The 23,513-nt window shown below is 69.7% G+C and carries 18 protein-coding genes; 13 read left to right on the forward strand and 5 right to left on the reverse strand.

The genetic code is table 11. From position 1 onward, the window contains the following. A partial coding sequence (locus NON22_RS06660; protein WP_257386149.1) for an ATP-binding protein occupies positions 1 to 712 on the forward strand: 712 nt, incomplete at its 5' end. A gap of 15 nt (positions 713 to 727) precedes the next feature. Continuing rightward, positions 728 to 1,642, forward strand: coding sequence for an alpha/beta hydrolase (locus NON22_RS06665; RefSeq protein ID WP_257386150.1), 915 nt, complete (start codon positions 728 to 730; stop codon positions 1,640 to 1,642). Positions 1,643 to 1,684: 42 nt separating this feature from the next. On the opposite strand, the gene NON22_RS06670 is transcribed toward NON22_RS06665, so the two are convergent. Together NON22_RS06670 and NON22_RS06675 are read right to left on the reverse strand one after the other, a co-directional pair. Beyond that, the gene (locus NON22_RS06670) at positions 1,685 to 2,485 is read right to left on the reverse strand and encodes an alpha/beta fold hydrolase (protein WP_257386151.1); all 801 of its coding nucleotides are present in this window, start codon (positions 2,483 to 2,485) and stop codon (positions 1,685 to 1,687) included. A gap of 78 nt (positions 2,486 to 2,563) precedes the next feature. Continuing rightward, positions 2,564 to 3,559: a mitochondrial fission ELM1 family protein gene (locus tag NON22_RS06675; protein ID WP_257386152.1), complete on the reverse strand. Its 996-nt coding sequence runs from the start codon at positions 3,557 to 3,559 to the stop codon at positions 2,564 to 2,566. A 138-nt stretch (positions 3,560 to 3,697) separates the two neighbouring features. Between NON22_RS06675 and NON22_RS06680 the strand changes: the two genes are divergently transcribed. The 4 genes from NON22_RS06680 to NON22_RS06695 all read left to right on the forward strand — a co-directional run bounded on the left by NON22_RS06680 (position 3,698) and on the right by NON22_RS06695 (position 6,664). Continuing rightward, entirely contained in the window at positions 3,698 to 4,303 is a 606-nt protein-coding gene (locus NON22_RS06680) for a malonic semialdehyde reductase (RefSeq protein WP_257386153.1), read from the forward strand. A gap of 32 nt (positions 4,304 to 4,335) precedes the next feature. Then, positions 4,336 to 4,926 (forward strand): YceI family protein, encoded by a 591-nt coding sequence (locus tag NON22_RS06685; RefSeq protein ID WP_257386154.1) that lies wholly within the window; start codon positions 4,336 to 4,338, stop codon positions 4,924 to 4,926. Positions 4,927 to 5,211: 285 nt separating this feature from the next. After that, the gene (locus NON22_RS06690; protein WP_257386155.1) at positions 5,212 to 5,781 is read left to right on the forward strand and encodes a hypothetical protein; all 570 of its coding nucleotides are present in this window, start codon (positions 5,212 to 5,214) and stop codon (positions 5,779 to 5,781) included. A gap of 52 nt (positions 5,782 to 5,833) precedes the next feature. After that, positions 5,834 to 6,664, forward strand: a complete 831-nt coding sequence (locus NON22_RS06695; protein WP_257386156.1) for a hypothetical protein — start codon at positions 5,834 to 5,836, stop codon at positions 6,662 to 6,664. Between the two features lie 60 nt (positions 6,665 to 6,724). On the opposite strand, the gene NON22_RS06700 is transcribed toward NON22_RS06695, so the two are convergent. Beyond that, the gene (locus NON22_RS06700) at positions 6,725 to 7,780 is read right to left on the reverse strand and encodes an EB domain-containing protein (protein ID WP_257386157.1); all 1,056 of its coding nucleotides are present in this window, start codon (positions 7,778 to 7,780) and stop codon (positions 6,725 to 6,727) included. Positions 7,781 to 8,039: 259 nt separating this feature from the next. Here NON22_RS06700 and NON22_RS06705 point away from each other — a divergent pair, with 259 nt between their 5' ends. Further along, on the forward strand, positions 8,040 to 10,352 hold the full coding sequence (locus NON22_RS06705) for an NADP-dependent malic enzyme (protein WP_257386166.1): 2,313 nt from the start codon (positions 8,040 to 8,042) through the stop codon (positions 10,350 to 10,352). 201 nt (positions 10,353 to 10,553) lie between these two features. Here NON22_RS06705 and NON22_RS06710 read toward each other — a convergent pair whose 3' ends face one another. After that, complete coding sequence (locus NON22_RS06710) at positions 10,554 to 12,617, reverse strand: hypothetical protein (protein ID WP_257386158.1); 2,064 nt, start codon at positions 12,615 to 12,617, stop codon at positions 10,554 to 10,556. Between the two features lie 351 nt (positions 12,618 to 12,968). On the opposite strand from NON22_RS06710, the gene aceE reads away from it, so the two are divergent. From aceE to rarD, 5 genes are all read left to right on the forward strand, one after another. Next, on the forward strand, positions 12,969 to 15,656 hold the full coding sequence (gene aceE, locus NON22_RS06715) for a pyruvate dehydrogenase (acetyl-transferring), homodimeric type (RefSeq protein ID WP_257386159.1): 2,688 nt from the start codon (positions 12,969 to 12,971) through the stop codon (positions 15,654 to 15,656). 75 nt (positions 15,657 to 15,731) lie between these two features. After that, on the forward strand, positions 15,732 to 18,326 hold the full coding sequence (locus NON22_RS06720; protein WP_257386160.1) for a hypothetical protein: 2,595 nt from the start codon (positions 15,732 to 15,734) through the stop codon (positions 18,324 to 18,326). A 241-nt stretch (positions 18,327 to 18,567) separates the two neighbouring features. After that, entirely contained in the window at positions 18,568 to 19,746 is a 1,179-nt protein-coding gene (locus tag NON22_RS06725; RefSeq protein ID WP_257386161.1) for a PQQ-dependent sugar dehydrogenase, read from the forward strand. A gap of 188 nt (positions 19,747 to 19,934) precedes the next feature. Then, the gene (locus tag NON22_RS06730) at positions 19,935 to 21,365 is read left to right on the forward strand and encodes an MFS transporter (protein WP_257386162.1); all 1,431 of its coding nucleotides are present in this window, start codon (positions 19,935 to 19,937) and stop codon (positions 21,363 to 21,365) included. A gap of 88 nt (positions 21,366 to 21,453) precedes the next feature. Further along, positions 21,454 to 22,344: an EamA family transporter RarD gene (rarD, locus tag NON22_RS06735; protein ID WP_257386163.1), complete on the forward strand. Its 891-nt coding sequence runs from the start codon at positions 21,454 to 21,456 to the stop codon at positions 22,342 to 22,344. Positions 22,345 to 22,354: 10 nt separating this feature from the next. Here rarD and NON22_RS06740 read toward each other — a convergent pair whose 3' ends face one another. After that, positions 22,355 to 22,729, reverse strand: a complete 375-nt coding sequence (locus tag NON22_RS06740; protein WP_257386164.1) for a YciI family protein — start codon at positions 22,727 to 22,729, stop codon at positions 22,355 to 22,357. 128 nt (positions 22,730 to 22,857) lie between these two features. Between NON22_RS06740 and NON22_RS06745 the strand changes: the two genes are divergently transcribed. Then, positions 22,858 to 23,513 (forward strand): phosphate/phosphite/phosphonate ABC transporter substrate-binding protein (locus NON22_RS06745; RefSeq protein ID WP_257386165.1); only part of this gene is annotated, 656 nt, incomplete at its 3' end.

The following is a 23,513-nucleotide window of genomic DNA, read 5'->3' on the forward strand; positions in this document are numbered from 1 at the left end:
GTTGCCCGAGGCGCTGCCGGGCGCGGCGCCGCGCGAAGTGGCCGAGCTCGCGCAGGCGCTCTCGCGCACGAGCGCCGACGTGCGCGCGGCCGCGGAAGAGCGCCGCTTCGTGCTGGCCGGTGTCTCGCACGACCTGCGCACGCCGCTGATGCGCGTCCAGTACGCGGTCGAACTGTTGCCGGATACCGATCCCGCGCTGCGCGCCGGCATCGAGCGCGACATCGAGGAAATCGACGCGATCCTGAGCCAGTTCATCGCCTACGCGCGCGACGGCCGCGACGAGGCGGTGGAGCGCATCGACCTGGCCGATCTCTGCCGCAGCGCCGTCTCGGCCGCGCGCGGCGACTGGCAGGTGAGTCTGCCGGCGCAGGCGCCGCTGCATGGCCGGCCGATGGCGCTGCTGCGCGCGGTCGAGAACCTCGTCGTCAACGCGCAGCGCCACGGTGCACCGCCGTTCGCGCTGACTGTCGCTCGCGACGGCGACACCTGGCAGGTCGAGGTCGCCGATCGCGGTCCGGGCCTGTCCCCCGCCGACGCGCAGCGCGTGCGCGAAGCGTTCGTGCATGACAGCCGCCGCGGCGGCAGCGGCCTGGGCCTCGCGATCGTCGAGCGCGTCGCGCGCCAGCACGGCGGCGAACTGCAGCTGCTGCCGAACACGCCGCAGGGGCTGCGCGCGCGGCTGTGCCTGCCGGCCACCTCTTCCCTGTACTGATCCGGAGAACTGCCCATGATCGACCATCGAATGCACCTGGCCCGCATCGTCGCGGCTTCGCTGCTGCTGCTCGCCGCTGCCGCGGCGTCCGCCGGCAATCTGCGCGAGCGCATCGCCGCGCGGCGCGCCGCCTCTGCCGCCGTCGCCGAGGCGCCGTTGCCGCCGGGCACGCGCGTGCTGCGCGATCTGCCGTACGGCGACGATCCGCGCCAGCGCTTCGATGCGTATCTGCCGGCCGACGCGCACGACGCGCCGCTCATCGTGTTCGTCCACGGCGGCGCCTGGGCGATCGGCGACAAGGACAATCCGGGCATCGTGCCGAACAAGGCCGCGTACTGGCTGCCGAAGGGCTATGCGTTCGTGTCGGTCAACTACCGCATGCTGCCCGAGGCCGAGCCGCTGACGCAGGCCGACGACGTCGCGCACGCGGTCGCGGCGGTGCAGCGGCTGGCGCGGTCGTGGAATGCCGATCCCGCGCGCGTCGTGCTCATGGGGCATTCGGCCGGCGCGCACCTCGTCGCGCTGCTCGGCGCCGATCCGGCGCGGCTGAAGACGGCCGGCGCGCAGGCGCCGCGCGGCGTCGTCTCGCTCGACAGCGCCGCGATGAACGTCGTGCAGATCATGCAGTTCCCGCGGCACTTCGGTTTCTACGACCGTGCGTTCGGCAGCGATCCCGCGTACTGGACCGCGGCCTCGCCGTATCACGCGCTGAGTGCGGCTTCGCTGCCGCTGCAGGCGGTCTGCTCGACGCAACGTGCCGATTCATGTCCGCAGGCGCGCGCGTTCGCCGAGAAGGCGCGCGGGCTCGGCGTGCGCGTCGACGTGCAGCCCGAGGATCTGTCGCACGCGCAGATCAACCACGAGCTCGGCGCGCCGTCGGCGTATACGGAGGCGGTCGGGCGGTTCGTCGCGTCGCTGGTCGGGCGCTGATGCGCTGCCGGCAGAACGCCGGCATGGCGAGAGCGGCAGCGTTCAGTCGCCGACGTCCCGCAGCCACGTGACGGCCTCGGCCAGCACCGTCTCCGGGCGTTCCTTGTGCGGCACGTGTCCGCAGCCGTCGAGTATCCGCAGGGCCGCCGGGCCCGCGGTGAGCTCGGCGATGCGCTGCGGATGCAGCACCGAGCCGTATTCGTCCTGGTCGCCGTGGATCGCGAGGGTGGGGCAGCGCACCTGACGCGCGGTGGCGTCGAGGTTCCAGTCGGCGAAGTCGACGGCGAGCCAGGTGTCGATCCAGGCGGACAGCACCCAGGCCGCCTTGTCGCCGTGGTATCTGCGCAGGCGATCGAACTGGCCGGGCTCGGCGAAGGCGGTCCTGGCCGCGCGCAGGCCGTGCACGGTGCGGTCTTCGACGAAGGCCTGGGCCGATTCGGTGACCAGCGCGCGGCAGGCGTCGCCGTGGCGCGCGGCGCAGGCGACAGCCATGCCGCCGCCGACGCTGTGGCCGAACGCGATGAATCTATCGATTTCCAATTGTTCAGAAAGTACACGAAAACCGCCGTCGGCTTCGGCCTCGATGAAGCCGCGGCCGAGCTTTCCCGGATGCGGATCGGAGCGGCCGAAGCCGAGGCGGTCGTACGCGACGACGCCGCGGCCCGCGGCTGCGGCCAGGCGCTGCGGAAAATCGCGCCAGAGCTCGACGCAGCCGAGCGAGTCGTGAAACAGCACGATGGGCGCGCGACCGATTTGCGTGGCGGTCGCGGCGCGCCAGCGTTTCGCGAAGAGGCGGCCGTGTTCGGTGTGGATCTGAAGTTCTTCGGCGGTCGGGTCGTGCATGGCGGTCTGTGATGCATGGACGAGCCGCAGGGCAAGGGCGGTCGGGGCGGCAGGCGCGCACCGGCGGATGCGGCGCGCTCAGGCGATGCGTTCGGAATCCGGCAGGTGCCGGCTCGCCTGCCAGCGCCGCAGCACTTCCGCGGCAATCGCTGCGGTCTCGCGCAGCGGCGCCGCGGGCCCGTCGCGGCCGCTCTGGCCGAGCAGGTGCAGGTGTCCGCCGTCGATCAGCGCCTGGTGGAACCGGCCGAGCTTGCCCTTGGCCGGCTGCGGCAGCCAGGTGAACACGGGGGCCTCGGTCGCGCAGGCTTCCGACAGCATGTTGACCGAGTCGGGGGTGACGAAAATGGCCTGCGCGTGGGCGAGCAGGCCGGCGTAGGGATTCGGTCCGTCGTCGGCGCCGCCCCAGAACAGGCCCGGGAAGCGCGCGAACGCGCTGCGCAGGTAGTCGATCAACGGCCGCGGCGTGCGTCGCGAGGTGCTGACGAGAAAGCTGCCGCCGCTGCGCTCGTGCTGGCGCGACAGCGCCTCGATCAGGCTGACGCAATACTGCGTGTCGATCGCGATCTCGCGGTGGCTCGCGCCGAACAGCACGGTTCGGCGCGGCGCCGGCAGGTCGGCGAGGTCGGGAAACGCGGCCTTGCCGTCAGCGAGCCAGGCCGCATCGACCGGGTTCAACGATCCGAGCGGCGTCAGCACGTTGTCGCCCTGCAGGCGGTCGTGGCGCGGCGCAATCACGAGGTCGTATTCGGCCGGGGCTATGCGCGGGTCGAGGATCTGCACGGTGAACGTGCGGCCGCCGCTCCAGCGCCGCAGCGCGCGCGTGAACAGGGCGGCGCTGCGGCCGCAGCCGATCGCGACGGCCGGCCACGGCGCGGCGAACTGCGCGCGCTGGGCCGCCGGCAGGGCGGCGCGGGCGCCGGCGAGCAGGTGCGGAGCGAACCAGGACCAGGGCGGTGCGGGTTCCAGCTGCCAGACGCGCGTGGTCAGGCCCAGGCGTCCGGCCAGGGCCAGCGCCTGCCGTTCATTGCCGGCGGCGCCGTCGGTGATGACCCAGCAGGTGGCTGTTTCCGGCATGATCCGATTCCGCGGCAGATTCGCGCATTGTAGAGCGCTGTTCACCAATCTGTTTTCGCCCGGCACAATGACCCGTTCTTCGCCCACCCCTAAACTGCGCGTCCTCAGGATAGCCGCGGTTGCCTGCCAGGAAGCCCCATGTCGCATACCCCGATTGCCGCCGCCGCTCTCGATCAGCTGTTCAACGACGCCCGCACGTTCCGCGGCTCGGCCAAGGCCTGGCTCGACAAGCCGGTGACCGACGCGCAGCTGCAGCAGATCTACGACCTCGCCAAGCTCGCGCCGACCAGCGCGAACTGCTCGCCGGCGCGCATCGTGTTCATCCGCTCTGCCGAGGCCAAGGAGCAACTGCGCGGCGCGCTCGACGAGGGCAACGTCGCGCAGACCATGGCCGCGCCGGTCACGGCGCTGATCGGCAGCGACTACGCGTTCTACGAGCACATGGACTATCTGTTCCCGAACACCGGCGCGCGCTCCTGGTTCGAGGGCAAGCCCGAAGTCATCCACAACACCGCGTTCCGCAACGCCTCGCTGCAGGGCGGATACCTGATCCTCGCCGCGCGGGCGCTGGGCCTGGACTGCGGACCGATGTCCGGCTTCAACAATGCGTTGGCCGACGAACTGTTCTTCGCGGGCACCCAGGTCAAGTCGAACTTCCTGGTCAATATCGGTTACGGCAACCCCGAGGTATTGAAACCGCGCAACCCGCGCTTCACGTTCGACCAGGCTTGCCGTATCGCCTGATGCCGCAGTCCCACATACCGGAGGTTTTCCCCATGTTCCGCAAGCTTGCGCTCGCCACGGCCCTCGTCGCCGCCTCGTTCACCACCGCTGCCGCCGACAAGTACGAATTCGACGGCAACCACACCAACGTCGTGTTCTCCTGGTCGCATTTCGGCCTGTCCAACCCGTCGGCCCGCTTCACCAAGGTCGAAGGCGAAGTGCTGCTCGACACCGCCGACCTGACCAAGTCCTCGGTCTCGGTCACGATCCCGGTCGACAGCCTGCGCACCGACGTGGCCAAGTTCGACGAGCACCTGCGCAGCCCCGATTTCTTCGACCTGGCCAAGTTCCCGACCGCGAGCTTCAAGAGCACGAAGGTCGAGAAGGCCGGCGACAACAAGCTCAAGGTCTCGGGCGACCTGACGATCCACGGCGTGACCAAGCCGGCCGTGCTCGACGTCACCGTCAACAAGATCGGCGACCACCCGATGGCGAAGAAGCCGGCCGCCGGCTTCGACGCGAACATCACCGTCAAGCGTTCGGACTTCGGCCTCGGCGCCTACGTGCCGAACGTGAGCGACGACGTGAAGATCCAGATCACGACCGAAACCCTGAAGGCCGGCGAAGCCAAGAAGGCCGGCTGATCGCGGCCGGCCGCGAGGCCGGCGACGATTCGCCCATGTATCAAGCACCCGCTGCGTTCGCGCAGCGGGTGTTTTGTTTTGCGGCCTTCCGTCTTGCAGCCCGCAGACGGCGTTGACGCGATGGCAGCGCTGACTGAGGATCAGGTTTTCCACCGGGCAGGGGCCGTGATGCCGGAATCGCTTCGGTTTTTTTCGCGGCGCAGCGCGACCGTGCTGGCAGCGTGCGCCATGCTCGCGGGCTGCGCGGCGGCGCCGGGCCCGACAGGCGTGACAGCCCGCGTCAGCGTGGTCGATTGGCCCAATGCCGTCGACCGGCTGTACCGCTACGTGGACTGGAACGGCACGCGCTACAGCGCCGATGCGTTCGTATCCGCAGCGCGGCGCGCCGGCGTGGAAAGCCTCGTCCTGACGGCGCCGCACGAGGCCGGCGAACGCTGCGTCGCGGCACTCGCCGGCGCGCTGAAGGTGCCGGCGTACCGGGCGGATGCCGCCGACGGCCGCACGGCGCGCCTGCGGTCGAGCTACCGGCCGGCGAAGGTCGCCTGCGACATCGGCGACGGCGACATCCGTGTCGGCGAGGAGTATTTCCGCCACCGCATCGCGCGGCGCGGCAGCGAGGTCGTGCTCGACGACGGCGCCGCGTCGTCGCCGGCCGACGCCGTCGCGGCCTTGCGCCGGCTGAGCGCCCGCACGCTCGTCGCGCCGTCGGGCAGCGTCGAGGATCTGCTCTGCTTCGACGCGATCGCGCGCGAAGCCGAAGTGATCCTGTACGAGACCGGCGCCGACGGCCAGTTGCAGCCGGCGACGGTGCGCGCAGGCCTGATGCTCGATCAGGCCTGCAAGGGCGCGCACTGAGCGTGACTGCGCAGCGGCGACGATCGCTGCCGGCGCGACGGCGCGCGGCGTCATGATCGCCACGTCGTTCCCTGCGCGTCTCCACGTGCTGCTCGCGCGCGACGTGCCGTTCGGCGTCGTGATACGGCGCGGCCCGTCCAAGGTCACGGCCCTCGTCGGCTGGAATCGCCGGGGCAATACGTTCACGCTCGGACAGTGGCTGCGCGGGCGCATCTACGAACGGCGCAGCGATCTCTCGCCCGACGGGCAGCACCTGATCTATTTCGCGATGAACGGGCGCTGGAGTTCGGCGACCCGCGGCTCGTGGACGGCGATTTCGCGCGCGCCGTACCTGAAGGCGCTGACCTTGTACGCAAAGGGCGACGGCTGGAACGGCGGCGGCCTGTTCCGCGACGCGCGGCGCTACTGGCTCAACGACGGCATCTACGCGCATGCCCTGCAGCGCGACGCGGCGCCGCTGCGGCGTGTCGACGACACGCACCGGCCGCACGGAGAATGTCCCACGGTCTACTACGAACGCCTCGCGCGCGACGGTTGGACGCCTGCGGAGCAGCGCCGCGACGGCCACGGCGGCTACGTCCTGCCGTTGGACAAGCCGCTGTCGGCGCGCTGGATCTTGCGCAAGTACACGCATGCGACGGTGCATGCGGGACCGGGCCGCGGCTGCTATTTCGACACGCACGAACTCGTCGATCGCCGCAGCGGCGCGGTGCTGGCCCGGGACGACTGGGAGTGGGCCGACGTCGTCGACGGCCGTCTGGTCTGGGCTTGCGGCGGCCGTCTGCTCGCGGCAGCCATCGCGCGCGACGGCGATCCCGGCGCCGAACGGCTGCTGCACGATTTCAATCCGATGCGCTTCGAGGCCGTGCGCGCGCCGTACTGACCTTGCACGTTGGGCGATCGTTGACGGCGGCGCGAAGCCGGTTCGCGCCGCCGCACTGCTTCAGGGACAGCCGGTGCCGGCGATCTGGGTCGCCTGTTCCAGGCGCATGCTGCCGGTCGCCGTGAAGTTCGGATCGACCGACGCCCATTCCAGCCGCGCATGCGTGCAGTCGTCGAAGGTCAGGGTCAGCGTGCCCCAGTCCAGCCGGTTGACCTGCGACGCGACGAAGTTCGGCGGGAAGCGGCCGTTGAGCGTGCGGGCGGCGCGGGCCTGCAGGCGGTTGCCGCTGTAGTTGCCGACGCCGAGCAGCCAGGCCGGATTGCCGGCGTTGTCGAACGTGAACCAGAAGATCGTCGCCGTGGCGGGTGGCGACTTGATCACGTCGATCTGCAGGCCGTGGCCGGATTGTGCCGGATCGAACCAGTTGCCCGAGATGCCGGGGCCGATCGCGAAGGTCGAGGTCGGCGCGCTGCATTGGCCGTTGACCAGCACCTGTCCGATCGGGCACGCGCAGGCCGATCCATTCCAGACCTGGCCGCCGCTGCAGGTCTGCGCGGGCAACTGGCAATAGCCGTTGACCAGGGTTTGTCCGGTCGGACAGGCGCAGGCCACGCCGTTCCAGATCTGGCCGCCGCTGCAGATCGTTCCCGGCGCGCGGCAGATGCCTTGCACGATGGCCTGGCCGGCCGGACAGCTGCAGCTCGTGCCGTTCCAGACCTGGCCGCCGCTGCAGGTCTGTATCGGCCGGCAGGTGCCGCTGACGAGGGTCTGCCCGCTAGGGCAGACGCAGGCCACGCCGTTCCAGAACTGGCCGCCGCTGCAGGTCGGCGTCGCGTTGCAGGTCGAGCACAGGCAGCTCGGGCTGACCGAGCCGTCGGCACAATAGACCCGGCCGTTGGCGGCGCAGTTGGCCGACACGCCGCCGTGACCGGAGCAGCAGCCGGGGCAGGAGCTCGGCGCGTCGACGGCTGCGCCGGCGTCGCCGACGACGGCGGCGTGCCAGTCGATCGCGGCGGCCTGCGCGGCGGCGCCGAAGCCGAGCAGCGCGACGCTGCCGGCGAGGGCCCAGGCTCCTCTGCGCGCGATTCGGCGCAGGAAATGCAGTGCAGTGTTCATTGCGGTTTCTTCTCCGTAGCGGGACAGTCGCGAATCGGCGACGGCCGCCGCTGCACTGCTGTCGCGATGGTGCCGGATCTCCCGGCGCCGGGGAAAATCGCCGCCGGCGTCTGCGTCCGCGCGGGTCGCCGGGCGAACGCCGGCGCCGTCGCGCCGCTATGCGTCACGGCCCTGTCTACCCCCTGTGCTATAGTCCGCGTCCGTCAATTTTCCCTTGCGCAGCAAGCGCTTCGCGCGCCTGCTCACTGCCACGGTCGCCATGTCCAACGCCGACGAACTCAAGCAAGCCGCCCTCGAATATCACCGCCAAGCCCCCGCCGGAAAGATCAAGGTCACGTCGACCAAGGCCATGCTGACGCAGCGCGACCTCGCGCTGGCGTACTCGCCGGGCGTCGCGGCGGCCTGCGAGGCGATCGTCGACGACCCGGCCGAAGTCTCCACGGTCACCGCGCGCGGCAACCTCGTCGCGGTCATCACGAACGGCACGGCGGTGCTCGGTCTCGGCGCGATCGGTCCGCTCGCAGCCAAGCCGGTCATGGAAGGCAAGGGCGTGCTGTTCCAGAAGTTCGCCGGCATCGACGTGTTCGACATCGAGGTCAACGAGCTCGACCCGGACAAGCTCGTCGACATCATCGCGAGCCTCGAACCGACCTTCGGCGGCATCAATCTCGAGGACATCAAGGCGCCGGAATGCTTCGCCGTCGAGCGCAAGCTGCGCGAGCGCGTGAAGATCCCGGTGTTCCACGACGACCAGCACGGCACCGCGATCATCGTCGGCGCAGCCGTGCTCAATGCGCTGAAGGTGGTCGGCAAGGACATCGGCAAGGTCCGGCTCGCGGCGTCGGGCGCCGGCGCGGCCGGCCTGGCCTGCCTCGACATGCTCGTGCAGCTCGGCCTCAAGCCCGAAAACATCACGGTGGCCGACCGCTGCGGCGTGGTCTATGCGGGCCGCCTCGAGGAAATGGACGAGGACAAGTCGCGCTACGCGCGCGACACGGCCGCGCGCAGCCTCGGCGAAATCGTCGCCGGCGCCGACGTGTTCCTCGGCCTGTCGGCCGGCGGCGTGCTCAAGCCCGAGATGGTCGCGACGATGGCCGACCGGCCGATCATCCTCGCGCTGGCCAATCCGAATCCGGAAATCCTGCCCGAGCATGCGAAGGCCGTGCGTCCCGACGCGATCATCGCGACGGGCCGTTCGGACTACCCGAACCAGGTCAACAACGCGCTGTGCTTCCCGTACATCTTCCGCGGCGCGCTCGACGTCGGCGCCACGACGATCAACGAGACCATGAAGGTCGCCTGCGTGCATGCGATCGCCGCGCTCGCGCGGCGCGAGGTCAGCGACGTGGCCGCGCGCGCCTACGGCGGCAAGCCGCTGTCGTTCGGTCCCGAATACCTGATCCCGCAGCCGTTCGATCCGCGCCTGCTCGTCGAGCTCGCGCCGGCCGTCGCGCACGCGGCGACGATCTCCGGCGTCGCGACGCGGCCGATCGCCGATCTGAACGCGTATCGCGAAAAGCTCACGAGCTTCGTGTTCCGCACCGGCTTGATCATGAAACCGGTGTTCGACCGCGCGAAGGCCGATCCGAAGCGCGTGGTCTACGCCGAGGGCGAAGAGGAAACCGTGCTGCGCGCGGTGCAGGTCGTCGTCGACGAGGGCTTCGCGCGGCCGATCCTGATCGGCCGCCCCGAGGTCATCGAGAAGCGCATCAAGCGCATCGGCCTGCGCCTGCAGCCCGGCGTCGACTTCGAGCTCTGCAACATCAACGACGATCCCCGCTTCAACGACTACTGGCAGCACTACCACCGCATCATGGAGCGCCGCGGCGTGTCGCCGGCGCTGGCCAAGGCCGTCGTGCGCTCGCGCTCGACGGTGATCGCCTCGCTGATGGTCGAGCGCGGCGAAGCCGACGCGCTGATCTGCGGCGTGGTCGGCCGCTACGGCAAGAAGCTCAACTACATCCGCGACATCATCGGCCTCGACAGCGGCGTGCAGCAGCCCTCGGCCATGTCGGCCGTGTTCAACGACAAGGGCGTGTTCTTCTTCCTCGACACGCACGTGCAGCACGAGCCCTGCGCCGAGGAAATCGCCGAAGCCGCCCTGCAGGCCGCGATACGCCTGAAGCTGTTCGGCATCCATCCGAAGATCGCACTGCTGTCGCACAGCAACTTCGGCAGCTCCGAGTCGGCCTCGGCCTGCAAGATGCGCAAGGTGCTGCAGATCCTGCGCCAGCGCGCGCCGAAACTCGAAGTCGAAGGCGAGATGCAGGCCGACGCGGCGCTCGTGCCGGAGATCCGCGAGCACCTGTTCCCGAACTCGCAGCTCAGCGGCAGTGCGAACGTGTTCGTGTTCCCGAATCTCGACGCATCGAACATCAGCTTCAACATGGTGCGCCAGATGACCGACGGCGTCGTGCTCGGCCCCATCCTCATGGGCGTCAGCAAGCCGGCCCACGTGCTGACGCCGTCGGCGACCGTGCGCCGTGTCGTCAACATGACGGCGATCGCCACGGTCGAGGCGCAGATCCGCGGCCAGGCGCGCTCGGCCGCCGCGGCGGCCGCGGGCGGCTGAGCTTTTCGCAAGCGGGAAGACGGCGCTGTTGCGGTTCACCTGACGGCTCACCGGGACCTGCGGCGGCGGCCTCGTGCGATGACTGTGCCGCACGGCGGCGGCCTCGTGCGGCGGCGCAGGTTGCGGTAAGCGCAGCGAACCGCAACGTCGCCTCCTTTCCGGTCTGCGGTCGCCGCGTCCCGGCCGGCGACCGCACCGGCCTCACGGCACCAGTTCGATCCGGTTCGTCGCGCCGCTGAGGTCGCGGTTCAAGGTGATCCAGAGCTCGCCGGTTTCCGTGCGCAGGGACGGGAAGTAGTCGACGTCGACGGTCTGCGCCGCGCCGTTGACGCGCAGTGCCGGATAACTGCTGCCGCTGATGCCGCCGACGACGATGACCGGGCGGCGCAAGGTGCCGCTGCCGACGTTGATGTTCGCATCCAGCGCATTGCCCTGGGCACCGAAGCGCAAGGTGCCGTAGACCGGGTCGTAGCCGGCCGGCACGTAGGTCATGCCGTCGGGCCGCGCGACGCCGGCCGGACCGCTCGCCGCGACATTGCCCGTCGTCACGCTGAGGACCAGCGACTGCGTGGTCTCGACCTGGGCCACGCGCGCGCCGACCGGATCGCTGCCGTGCGTGCCGAGCACGACGTACGCGGAGTAGCTCTTGCGCGGCCAGCCGGCGGCGGTCGCGTTCGGCAGCGGACCGCCCCAGTAGGCCGAGCCGTGCATGTAGTAGCTGGTCTGGCCGAGGAAGCCGAAGTTCGTGCCCCAGGCCAGGCGCGTGTTGTTGGTCGGCGTCGATCCGCCGGCCAGGGAGTAGTTGATCGACTGGTAAGGCCAGTTGTAGTCGCAGGGCATCGACGAGGCCGGCGCGCTGCAGGCGTTGCCGGCCGCGCTGGTCGTGTTCCAGCGGTTCGCGCCGAAGTAGCCGCCGGCGTCCTGCTGCACGATGGTGCGCGTCTGCACCGTGCCCATGGTCGCGTCGACCGCCGTCGTCCACAGTTTTACATAGGGAATCGTGTTCGGCGTGTTCCAGGTCCAGCTGCTCGAATAGCTGGCCGGTGCCGAGGTGGTCGCGAACTTGTAGCGGTCGCCCCAGCCGACGCCGGCGATCACGCTGTGTGCGCCCTCGCTCGCGCTGCCGTCGAACAGCAGCTCGCCGTAGGGCGCGCGCGAGTCGGCCTCGACCGCGTCGGCCGGCACACCGCTGAGATCCCAGGTCACGCTCCAGAGCGGATCGTTGCGGCCGGTCGCGAACAGCCAGTCGATCGTGACAGGCACCTGGTACAGCTGGTTCGGTACTGCCGCGGTCGTCGTCGCCCAGCGCGGATAGTTCTGCGTGAAGCGGAAGATCGCGTGATGGCGGCCCTGCCAGACGCGTTCCAGGCCGCCGCTGAAGAAATGGCCCAGCGGCGAATCGTCGGTGCCGATGCCGTCGGTGCCTTCGCTGCGATGGCTGACTACGTAGCCGAAGCCACTCGCGCCGCTGCCCGAGGCCGCGACGACGCGCGTCGCCGCGCCGGCCTGGTAGCGGAATTCGCGCAGTTCGCCGCCGCGCGTGCCGCCGGGACCGGTCTGGCCGGTGTTGTGGGCCAGCACGGCCACGCGCGGTTCGCCGGCCGCATCGCGCCAGGTGAAGCGGTCGCTGAGCATGCCGCCGACGGTCACGCCGCGCTCCTGGACGAGGCCGTTGGCCGCCGGCGGCAGGCCGGCGGGTTCGAAGCCGCTGCCGAAGATGCGGTCGGCCGGCGGCGTCGCCGGCGCCGCGAGCACGACGTCGTCGATGTACAGCGCCGGTTGGGCGGCCGAGGAATCGCTCTGCAGGTCGATGCGGTCGAACGCACCGTTGTAGCCGAGCGCACCCGTGGTCAGCGGCACGACGACTTCGCGCCAGGTGTTGGCCGCGATCGCGCCGCCGGCGACGTAGCCGTCGAGTTCGGCCTCGGCGACGATGGCACCGTCGCGCTGCAGGAACAGATACAGCTGCTGGCCGCCGCTCACGCCGCCGTGGACCCAGAAGCGCAAGGTCGGCCAGGCCGCGGTCTGCAGGTCCGGATCGACGTAGAACGAGATCGCGTTGAAATTGTTCGGCACCGCGCCGCCGGCGAAACGGATCGACGCGCTGCCGCTGTGCGCCTGTTCGGTGCTGCCGAACGTCGAGCCGCCGCCGTAGGAGTAATTCTCGAAGCCGTTGCGCAATGCGTCGTCGAAGACGGTCAGGTCGGCGGCCGGCGCGGTGCCGGCGGCAGCCATCCAGAGCAAACCCGCAGCCCACTTGCCCATGCTGATCTCCTCGTGGCGGCCAATGCCGATCGCGCGATTCCGGCCGGCGGCCGGCGCTGCGGTCGCGGCACGGACCAGACCGGCACTCGCCGGCCGGATGCTGCTACGCCGGATCGCGGCCGCGACTGACACGGATACCGCCCGAGCATAGCGCGGCCCGCGTGACGGCTGCTGCGGCGGCTGCAACGAAAGTCCCGGCGTATCAAACGCCCGTTCGACATACAGGGAACGACCCTAAGCCGGTAAACTCGACCCTATGCGCCGCCGCCGCGGCGCGCCGCTTCAATCAACAACGAAAACAGCGAGAACGCCCTTCCTCCCCAGGCTCACGGCGTTCGTGGAGGGTCACCCATGAACATGCTGCACGACATTCTGAACCAGGACCTCGATCCGACCGAAACCCAGGAGTGGATCGACGCGCTCAATGCGGTGATCGGCGCCGACGGTCCCGACCGCGCCCACTATCTGCTCGAACGCATGGTCGACGCGACCCGCCGCGCCGGCGGCCACCTGCCGTTCCAGCCGACCACCGAATACGTCAACACGATCCCGCCGCACGCCGAGCAGCGCAATCCGGGCAACGCGGCGCTGGAATGGCGCATCCGTTCGCTGATCCGCTGGAACGCACTGGCCACGGTCGTGCGCGCGAACCGCAAGCCCGGCGAGCTCGGCGGCCACATCGCGAGCTTCGCCTCGTCGGCCACCCTCTACGACGTCGGCTTCAATCATTTCTGGCGCGCGCCGAGCGAGAGCCATCCGGGCGACCTGCTCTACGTGCAGGGCCATTCCAGTCCGGGCATCTACGCACGCGCCTTCCTCGAGGGACGCATCGGCGAGGCGCAGCTCGACCGCTACCGCATGGAAGTCGACGGCGGCGGCCTGTCCTCCTACCCGCATCCCTGGCTGATGCCGGAGTTCTGGCAGACGCCGACCGTGTCCATGGGCCTCGGCCCCATCATGGCGATCTACCAGGCGCGCTTCTGGAAGTACCTCGAGCACCGCGACCTCATGCCGAAGACCGACCGCAAGGTCTGGTGCTTCATGGGCGACGGCGAGACCGACGAACCCGAATCGCTCGGCGCGATCTCGCTGGCCGGACGCGAAAATCTGGACAACCTGATCTTCGTGATCAATTGCAATCTGCAGCGCCTCGACGGCCCGGTGCGCGGCAACGGCAAGATCATCCAGGAACTCGAAGGCGTGTTCCGCGGCGCCGGCTGGAACGTCATCAAGGTGATCTGGGGTTCGTACTGGGATCCGCTGCTCGCGCGCGACACCAAGGGCCTGCTGCGCAAGCTCATGATGGAAACCGTCGACGGCGAATACCAGGCCTGCAAGGCGTTCGGCGGCGCGTACACGCGCGAACATTTCTTCGGCAAGTATGCCGAGCTCAAGGAGATGGTCGCGAACCTGTCCGACGAGGACATCTGGCGCCTGAACCGCGGCGGCCACGATCCGCACAAGGTCTATGCGGCCTATGCCGAGGCCATGAGCAACGCGAACGGCCGTCCGACCGTGATCCTGGCCAAGACCGTCAAGGGCTACGGCATGGGCGGCGCCGGCGAGTCGATGAACATCACCCACCAGCAGAAGAAGATGGACGACGACGCGATCCGCGCGTTCCGCGACCGCTTCAACATCCCGGTGGCCGACGACAAGCTGCCCGAAGTGCCGTTCTACCATCCGGGCAAGGACTCGCCGGAAGTGCAGTACATGCTCGAGCGCCGTGCCGCGCTCGGCGGCTCGCTGCCGCAGCGCCGGACGAAGAGCGCCTCGCTGCCGGTGCCGGCGCTGTCGGCGCTGGAGCAGATCACGAAGGGCTCGGGCGAGCGCGAGATCTCCACGACCATGGCGTTCGTGCGTGGACTGAACCTGTTGCTGCGCGACAAGGCCATCGGTCCGCGCATCGTGCCGATCGTCGCCGACGAGGCGCGCACGTTCGGCATGGAAGGCATGTTCCGCCAGATCGGCATCTACGCGCCGTTCGGCCAGAAGTACAAGCCGCAGGACTCCGACCAGCTGCTGTACTACCGCGAGGACCAGGCCGGCCAGGTGCTGCAGGAAGGCATCACCGAAGCCGGTGCGACCTGCAGCTGGATCGCCGCGGCGACGAGCTACAGCACGAACGACCTGCCGATGCTGCCGGTCTTCATCTTCTACTCGATGTTCGGCATGCAGCGCGTCGGCGACCTGTGCTGGGCCGCCGGCGACATGCGCGCGCGCGGCTTCCTGATCGGCGGCACGGCCGGCCGCACGACCTTGAACGGCGAGGGCCTGCAGCACGAGGACGGCCACAGCCATCTGCTCGCGGGCTCGATCCCGAACTGCAGGGCCTACGATCCGACCTTCTCGTACGAAGTCGCCGTGATCCTGCAGGACGGTACGCGCCGCATGCTCACCGAGCAGGAGGACGTGTACTACTACATCACCGTGATGAACGAGAACTACAGCCATCCCGACCTGCCCGCCGGCGCCGAGGAGGGCATCATCAAGGGCATGTACCTGTTCAAGGACGGCGGCAAGCCGAAGAAGAACGCGCCGCACGTGCAGCTGCTGGGTTCGGGCACGATCCTGCGCGAAGTCATCGCCGCGGCCGAGCTGCTCGAGAAGGACTTCGGCGTCAGCAGCGACATCTGGAGCTGCCCGAGCTTCACCGAGCTGCGCCGCGACGGCCACGACGCCGAGCGCTGGAACCGCCTGCATCCGGAAGACAAGCCGCGCAAGGCCTACGTGACCCAGTGCCTCGAAGGCCGCAACGGCCCGGCCGTCGCCGCGACCGACTACGTGCGCCAGCACGCCGACTCGATCCGCGCGTTCCTGCCCGACGGCATGCGCTACACCGTGCTCGGCACCGACGGCTTCGGCCGCAGCGACACGCGCGCGAACCTGCGCCGCTTCTTCGAGGTCGACCGCTACTACATCGCCCAGGCCGCGATCGCCGCATTGGCCGCCGAAGGAAAGATGCACGCCAAGGACGTCGCGCGCGCGATCAAGGAATGGAAGATCGACGCGGACAAGGCGAATCCGGTGACGGTGTGATGTGATGCATTGCGGGAGCCGGGTCCGCAGCCCGGTTCCCGATTCGGCTGCGGTCTGCCTCAGGGGGGCGGCATCATGCGGGCTTGGTGGATTCTGGTCTTCGCTCTGGCGGGGCTTGCCGGCGAAGCCCGCGCGAGCGCCGCGATCGGCGCGCAGCTGGTGCAGGACATCAACGCGGCACCCGTCAGGGTCGACTCGGCGCCGAGAGGTTTCCAGCGCGTCGGCGACACGGTGTATTTCTCCGCCTATCGCATCGACAGCGGACGTGAGCTGTTTGCGATCCGGCCGGAGTGGGCTGTTCCGCTGCCCGTCGCCGATCTCGCGCCGGGCGCAGCCTCGTCGAACCTGGCCATCCTCGGCCGCATCGGCAATACCCTGGTCCTGCGTGCGGAAGTCGGCAAGGTCGGTCTGCAGGGCAATCCTTACGACGAGCAGCTCTGGGCCTTCGACGTGGCGACGCGGGCGCTGACGCGCCTGACCCAGCAGCCGCCGCAGACGCTGGATTCCGCGGGGCATTTCCAGCGGGTGGGCGATTCCGCAGGCCGGCTCCTCGTGGCCGATACGGCCGAGCGTTCGCTGTGGACCACCGACGGCACGCCGTCGGGCACACAGCGCGTCTTCCTCGGCACCGACCCGCGCGCGCCGTTCGAGCCGGACAGCGTCTGTCTGTTTCCCGACCGTTTCCTGTTCAGCACGCGCGGCGCGAACGACGCGCGCGAATTCTGGCTCAGCGACGGCTCGCCGGCCGGCACGCGGCTGCTGCACAGGCTCGTCAGCACGCGGTATCCGTATGCGGCGGCCGGCTCCGACGGCATCTGTTACTGGCTGCTGGCCAGCAGCGGTATGGTCGGCTGGCAGCTCTGGCGCAGCGACGGCACCGAGGCCGGCACACAGCTCGTCCGTGAGTCGGCCACGAGCACGCCGGTGTCGCTGGCTTCGCTTCAGGGTGTCGCGTTCGTTCTGGAAAACACGACGGCCGATGAATTCCGTCTCTGGCCGAGCAACCAGGAGGCGCCGATGCTGACGCTGCCGGGCGCGGCCCCGACGAGCAGCGCGATACGCGTCGGCGATCGTTTCGCCTTCCTGACACGCGCCGTCGACGGCCGGACCGTGGTCATGCTCAGCGACGGCACGTCCGCGGGAACGCGCCAGCTGCTGGTCGCCGGAAAACCGGTACGGCTGGGCGGCTACCCCAGCCTGTCAGCCGCGGACGGCCGCCTGTTCGCCAGGGACGAGATTACGTTCTGGCGCGTCGACATGGAAAACTACTCGGCGGTGCCCATGCCCGGCTGGCAGGGATTCACCCCCGCGATCTTCGTCGGTGACACCGCCATCGGCAGTGGCTGGGACCCGCAGCGCGGTTCCGAGGTCTGGCGCGCGCAGGGTTTCGCGCCGGTCGAACCCATTCCCGATCAGACCCGTTCCACCGGCAGCATCCAGCGCGTGTCGGATGCCGCCGTGGCCGTGGTCGGTGACGTGCTCGTGTTTCCTGTCAGCATCTGGGACAGCGTGACCGAACATCGCTCGCTGTGGCGTACCGACGGCAGCGTCGCCGGCACGCGCGAGCTGCCGCAGACGGCCTATGAGGGCAATGCCCATTCGGTCGCGCGGCTCGGCGACGGCGTGCTGTTCGCGACGGAAGGCGCAGGCGGTGCGTCGCCGAGGCGTGCCTGGCGCGCCGACGCGCAACTCGCGGCAGCGACGCCGGTGAGCACGGCCTTGAACTATGGCGGGCCGCAGGACACGCGCACCGGGGGATTGGCGTTGTTCACCTGCGCGGCCGCCTCGGCGCCGTCCGGACTCTGCGGCCTGCGCGCGTCGCAGGCCGAGGCGAGTCTGCTCGCCCAGGTCGCCGGTGCGATGGGCATGGTGCCGATCGACAGTATCGGTGAGGTCGCCTTGTTCCTGTACGGCAACGGCCTCTGGCGCAGCGACGGTACGGCACCGGGTACCTACCAGTTGGTTCAGGGGATCTTCGTTCCAGGGCCGCGCGCGTTGATGTCGACCGGGACCGGCAGCCGGCTGCTGTTTTCCCTCTGCAGGTCCTGGCCAGGTTCCGGCTGCCTGCTCTATATCTCCGACGGCAGTCTCGCCGGCACGTCCATACTGCAATCGACAACCAGCAGCATCTACTCGGCGATAGCGGCGGCCGATGGCTATGCGTTGTTCGGTCTGACCTCCACATACAACGAGCTGTTCGCGACGAACGGCACGGTGGCCGGCACGCGCCTGCTCCGTCGCACCGACGGCATTGGTGGTATGGCAAGCGCCGGCCGCTACGTCCACATGGCGTTGTTCGGCAACGAGGCGAATCAGAACTCGTACGCCGTTTCCGACGGCACCGACGCCGGGACACGGACCATCGCTCTGCCTCCGGGCTTCGTCGTCGCCCAGGGGGCGAGACCGACGGCGCTCGATGCCGGCACCGTCGTTTTCCAGTGCCGTTCGGAAGCCACGGGCACCGAGCTCTGCGCCGTCGATGCCGACGGCAGCAACGCGCGGCTCGCCGTCGATTTCTATCCAGGTCCTGATCCGGGTTCTCCGGAACCACTGGCGCAAACGGCGAGTGCCGCGTATTTCCTGGCGACGGACGGCGAGCACGGTCGCGAGGTCTGGCACGTTGCCGTGCTGGGCGACGCGATTTTCCGTAGCCGTTTCGAAGTGCCGTGACTGTCGTAACGGCGCGAGTGCGGGGCGACCGTCATGGACCGAGGCTCGTTCCGGCGGGTCGAGCATCGACGCGCCGCTTCATTGCCGCGATGCGCGGCCGGAACGCCGCACATCGAATCGCCAGCACATCGAGCCGATCCGGCAGCGCTGATAGTACGGCGGTCGAGTGTGCGCTTGCGTTCCCTTGCCCGACCGGCGGCGTTAGCATCGCCGCCGGTGGGCCTGACGGGGGAGACGGCGGGTGCGAAGGTACATTGCAGGCGTGGTCTGGGCATCGGCGGCATTGTTCGCCGCCGCGGCCCACGCGGACTCCATCGAATTCCATCCCGTCGCGACGGGCCTGGACCGCCTGACCGCGATCAGTTCCACGCCGTTCTATGCGGACACCCTGTTCGTCGCCGAACAGTCGGGCCGCATCCGCCTGATCGAGAGCGACAGCCTGCGCGCGACGCCGTTCCTCGACATCACGGCACGCACCTTGTCCACGGGCTTCGAGCAGGGGCTCACGGGTTTCGCGCTGCCGCCGGCGTTTCCGGCGAACCCCTACGTCTACGTGCACTACATCCGGCTCGACCAGGCCTCGCGGGTCGCGCGCTTCCGCCTGCTGCCCGGGCCGCTGCTCGCGGCGGACCCGGATTCCGAGACCGAGCTCCTGACCCTGCCGCAGCCGCACCCGACGCACAACTGCAACGAAGTGCGCTTCGGTCCCGACGGCTATCTCTACATCGGCTGCGGCGACGGCGGGCCGCCGTTCACGCCGGTGCACGATCCGCAGTCGCTGGCCGAACTGTATGGAAAGATACTTCGCATCGATGTAAACAATGTTCCAGTCGGCCAGCCCTACGGCATTCCGGCCGACAATCCGTTTCTCGCGGTCGGCGGTGCGCGGCCGGAGATCTGGGCGCTGGGCCTGCGCAATCCCTACCGCTTCAGCTTCGACGCGGGCAACGGCGATCTCTGGATCGGCGACGTCGGCCAGTCGCTCTGGGAAGAAGTCGACCACGTGCCCGCGGGCACGCCGGCCGGCGTGAACTTCGGCTGGAATCGCATGGAAGGCACGCACTGCTATCCCGATCCGGGCTGCGACACGAGCGGGCTCTGGCAGCCCGTCATCGAGTACGACCACAACACAGGCTGCGCCGTGATCGCGGGCCTGCGCCTGCGCAACACGGCGCTGGCCAGCCTGCGCGGCCGCTACGTCTACGCCGATTTCTGCAGCAATACGGTGTACGCGGCAGACAGCAGCGACGAGCAGAACTGGACCAGCGCGGTGCTCGGCCACGCGCCGAAACCGCCGACGGGCTTCGGCCAGAGCGCCGCCGGCGAGCTCTACATGGGCACCTACGGCGTCGGCGACGCGGTGCTCTATCGGATCGTGCTGTCCGATACGATCTTCGCCGACGACTTCGGCGATTCGTGACGGTCGTGCGGCATCGTCGTGCGGACGTGCGCCGACAGCCGCTCGCCCGAGTGTTCCTGAGCTGATCGCCCCCGACCTTCGTCGCTATCGCCGTTCGCGCGACTTCAGACACTAGGCCGCACGGTGCGGGTTGCGCACAATCGAGGCATGCGAGGCGGAGCCGACTCCATCCACAGGGAATGTGCCGCATGAGGCAGGAACGCCTGCTGCCGCTGATCGTCGCCACGGCCCTGTTCATCGAGAACATGGACTCCACCGCGATCGCGACGGCGCTGCCGGCGATCTCGACCGAATTCCACACCTCGCCGATCGCGCTGAAACTCGCGCTGACCACCTATCTCGTCGCGCTGGCCGTGTTCATTCCGGTCAGCGGCTGGATCGCCGACCGCTTCGGCGCGCGCAGCACCTTCATGCTCGCGATCGGCGTGTTCCTGCTCGGTTCGATCGGCTGCGCGGCGAGCGTGTCGCTGCCGACCCTCGTCGCCGCGCGTTTCGTCCAGGGCATGGGCGGCGCGCTGATGGTGCCGGTCGGGCGGCTAGTGCTGCTGCGCACGGTGCCCAAGAGCGAGCTCGTGGTCGCGCTGAGCTGGCTGACGATACCGGCGCTCGTCGGTCCCATGCTCGGGCCGCCGCTCGGCGGCCTGATCGTGACCTGGTTCGACTGGCGCTGGATCTTCCTGATCAACATCCCGATGGGCGTGCTCGGCATCGTGCTGGCCTGGCGTTTCGTGCCAAACCTGCGCGAACCGCCGGGACCGCTGGACGGCAAGGGTTTCGCGCTGTCGGGGCCCGGTCTCGCGCTCGCGCTGTTCGGCTTCTCGACCATCGGCCAGCACCTCGTGCCGCTGCCGATCGCGCTGGGCTGCCTCGTGGTCGGCGTCGCGCTGCTGCTGGCCTACGTCGCGCATGCGCGACGGCACGTGCAGCCGCTACTCGATCTGGGGCTGTTCCGCCTGCCGACGTTCCGCGCCGGCGTGATCGGCGGCTCGCTGTTCCGCATCGGCGTCGGCGCGACGCCGTTCCTGCTGCCGCTGATGCTGCAGCTCGGTTTCGGCTTGAACCCGCTGCAGTCGGGGCTGATCACGTTCATCTCGGCCGCCGGCGCGATGTTCATGAAGACCCTGGCCGCGACGATCCTGCGCCGCTTCGGCTTCCGCCGCGTGCTGCTGGTCAACGCGTTGATCGCCTCGGCGCTGCTCGCAGCCTGCGGCCTGTTCCGCGCCGATACGCCGCATCTCTTCGTGTCGGCCGTGCTGCTCGTGTCCGGCTGCTTCCGTTCGCTGCAGTTCACGAGCTTGAACGCGATCAGCTACGCCGAAGTGCAGCCGGCCCTGATGGGGCAGGCCAGCAGCCTGGCCGGCATGATGCAGCAGCTGTCGCTGAGCATCGGCGTCGCGGCAGGCGGCTACGCGCTGCAGACTGCGGCGCTGCTCAGCGGCCGGCACGAGACCGCGGCCGGCAACTTCACGGTGGCGTTCGCCGTCGTCGGGGCGTGCTCGGCGCTGTCGGCGCTGTGGATGTGGCGCCTGCCGGCCGACGCCGGCCAGGAAATGGCCGGCAAGGCCCGGCCCGGCGGCGAACTCGCCGAGCCCAAGGTCGCGCAGCGGCCGGCGACCTGAGCCGCCCTCACCTCTGCGACCGAGGTCATTTCGCGCGCCGCGGCGGCGCTCGCTAGACTGCGCGCCCGCCCCGCACCGCGAGACTCGCGTGGACCTCGATCAACGCCGTGGCCTGTTCTACGCCCTGTCGGCCTTCGTGCTGTGGGGCGTCGCGCCGGCCTATTTCAAGCTCGTGCAGCAGGTGCCGCCGGCGGAGATCATCGTCCACCGCATCCTCTGGTCCAGCGTGCTCATGGCGCTCGTGCTCGGCCTGAGCCGGCGTTTCGTCGGCTGGCGCCATCTGCGCGACAACCCGCGTCTCCTGGGCACCCTGGCGCTGACGTCGCTGCTGATCGGCGGCAACTGGCTGACCTTCGTCTACGCGGTCAACAGCGGCCGCATGCTCGATGCGAGCCTCGGCTACTACATCAATCCGCTGATCAATGTGCTGCTTGCGGTGGCGTTTCTCGGCGAGCGCCTGCGGCCGCTGCAGATCGCCGCGGTCGCGCTAGCGACCCTGGGCGTGGCCTACCAGGTCGTCGAGCTCGGCCGGCTGCCGTGGATCTCGCTCGTGCTCGCGCTGAGCTTCGGTTTCTACGGCCTGCTGCGCAAGCGCGTCGCGCTCGATGCGCTGAACGGCCTCGGCATCGAGACCGCGCTCGTCGCGCCGCTCGCGCTGGCCTATTTCGCCTGGCTCTGGTCGCACGGCGACGCGCAGTTCGCGCACGTGTCGATCGGCCTCGACGCGCTGCTGGTCGCGGCCGGCGTCGTCACTACCGTGCCGCTCGCGCTGTTCGCCGCTGGTGCGCAGCGGCTGCCGTATACGACGATCGGTTTCCTGCAATACCTCAGCCCGTCGATCGGCATCGTGCTCGCGGTCGCCTGCTACGGCGAGCATTTCGACGCGGCCCGCGCGGTCACGTTCGGACTGATCTGGGCCGGGCTCGCGCTGTTCAGCTGGGACGCCTGGCGCGCCTACAGCCGCGCACGCGCGGGCTGAGGCGCGGTCTTCAGGCCGATACGCGCCGGCGCACGGTGTCGAGATCGCGCACGGGCCGCACCTCGATGCTGCCGGTGCGCGTCCACGGAAATTCCGCGGCGATGCGCAGGGCCTCGTCCATGTCGGCGGCCTCGATCAGGTTGAAGCCGGCGAGCATTTCCTTGGTTTCGGCGAACGGACCGTCGACGACGCTGACCCGTTCGCCGCGCTGGCGCAGTGAGCGCGCCGTCGCCGCGGCCTCCAGCTGCTGCGAGTCGATGATCGTGCCGGTCGCGCGCAGTTCGTCGGCGTGCTGCAGGCATTCGCGCATCAGGCGGTCGAACTCCCCGGGCGGCAGCGCGTTGAGCAGGTTCTCGTCGGTGTAGATCAGCAGCATGAAACGCATGGCGCGGCGGCTCCGGACGGGCAGGACGCGCACGATAAGCCGCGGCCGCCGGTCGTGCCAGCCCGGCCGTTGCAACGTTGCGCGGTTGTGCCCGACGGCCGATGCGGATCAGCCGGATCTGCGTCAACATGGCCGACCTTTCCCGCCGCCGTCCCGAGTCCGTGAATTCCTGCCTGCGTTTCCTGGCCTGCATGTTGCTGGCCGCCGTCGCCCTCGCACCGGCGCAGGCCGAGCCTGCCGCCGTGCTCGCGACCTACGCCTATGCGCGCTACGACCGCGCCGCCGCGCTGCAGCCGCTCGCCGACCATCTGCAGCGCCGCCTCGGCCGCGCGGTCGAGGTGCGCGTGCTCGAATCGCCGCGGGCGCTCGCCGCGGCGCTGCGCGAGGGCACGGTCGACCTCGCCGTGACGAATACCTTTGTATACCTCGGCGTGCGCGACCAGTCGGCGATCCACGCGACAGCCGTGTTCGAGGTGCCGCCGGCGACGCTCGACGCGTATCGCGGTGTGCTGCTAGCGCGGCGCGACGGGCCGGCGGCCAGCGTCGAGGCGATGCAGGCCGCCGCGGCGCGGCTGCGCTATGCGCAGGTGATTCCGGGCTCGACCTCGGGCGGCCTCGTGCAGGACCTGTTCCTGGCCAGCCGCGGGCTGAAGCCGGCGCAGTTCGCCGCGGTCCGCCAGGCCGGCACGCACGAGGCGGCGCTGGCCGCGGTCGCCGACGGCAGCGCCGACGTTGCCGCGCTGGCCGACGCGCCGTGGCAGGCGCGTCGGCGCGACGGTAGGGC

The sequence above is a fragment of the Tahibacter caeni genome, assembly GCF_024609805.1.
Classification (GTDB): Bacteria; Pseudomonadota; Gammaproteobacteria; order Xanthomonadales; family Rhodanobacteraceae; genus Tahibacter; species Tahibacter caeni.